Here is a 1293-nt window from a genome sequence, read left to right as displayed (position 1 = left end):
TCATGTAACCGCATTGCTAATCTGGGATCACCTGCTCGCCTGCGCACTGCTCATGCAGACACTTCATGCACAGCGGCGCGAGCGTATTCCCGACACTCGCTTGAGGATGCCTTACATGACTCGACACGCACTCATCATTGACGACGATCCGGATTTTCGTGAACTCATCAGCGGGCTGCTTTCCGCCCATGGCTTCGACTGCACGCAGAGCGAAGGGCTGCAGGACATCGCCTGCAATCCCGCCTGTCTGGAGACGGACCTCATCCTGGTGGACTACGAACTGGGCGACTTCACCGGCGATGATGTGCTCGGCTATCTGCGCGAACGCAATGTCGAGGCGGGCATCATCCTGATGAGCGCCTGTCACAACGACGACATGCAAGCGATGGTCGCCAGGGGCAAGCGCAGCGGCCTGGAGATGCTGGGCCAGCTCGGCAAGCCCTTCGACATCATGCACCTGGCCTCGCTGCTGGCAGAGCTGGACAAGCAACGCAATCCGCTGTCACTCGATGAGCTGGATGATGCTCTGACCGAGCGCCAGCTGCATCTCGTCTATCAGCCCAAGATCGACCTCGCCAGCGGCCGGCTCAGCGGCGCGGAGGCTCTCGTGCGCTGGCAGCATCCTCTGCGCGGCATGGTCATGCCCAACCAGTTCATCGCCCTGGCGGAACGCAGCAACCGTATCGAGGCACTCACCTGGCAGGTCATCGAGCATGGCTTCCGCCAGCAGGGCCAATGGCAGTCCCAGGGCCTTCACCTTGACCTCGCGCTCAACCTGTCACCCCAGCTGCTACGCACCCGTGACATGCTGAAGACGCTGGATGCGCTGGCCAGTCAGCATCATGTCGATCCGCACTCCATCACGCTGGAACTCACGGAGAGCTGCGGGATCGACTGCCTCACCTACGCTCGCCACCTGCTGAACGCCATTCGCGACCGCGGCTATCGCCTGGCGCTGGATGACTTCGGCACCGGTTTCTCCTCGATGATGCAGCTCTACAACCTGCCGTTCGACGAATTGAAGATCGACCAATGCTTTGTCGGGCGCAGCGACAGCCACCCGGAAGCGCGCGCCATCACGCGTACCATCGTCGAGCTGGGCCAGCGTCTGAATCTCGCCGTGGTCGGCGAAGGCATCGAGACCGCGGAACAGCGCGATTACCTCTGCGATACCCGCTGCAATATCGGCCAGGGCTATCTGTTCGCGCGCCCCATGCCCGTCAGCGACTTCAATGCCTGGAGCCGCTGCCCGCCCAGCGCCGTCAATGCACTCAGCCAGCGCCACGTCTCCGC

General features: G+C 62.5%; 1 protein-coding gene. It reads left to right on the top strand.

The features are described 5' to 3' along the window. Positions 1-115: 115 nt before the first annotated feature. Positions 116-1293, top strand: a 1178-nt coding sequence (locus AC4FAH_RS05545) for an EAL domain-containing response regulator (protein ID WP_483236715.1), incomplete at its 3' end; no start/stop codon positions are given.

Source organism: Cobetia sp. (assembly GCF_983723665.1).
This window is presented reverse-complemented; position numbering and strand designations above follow the sequence as displayed.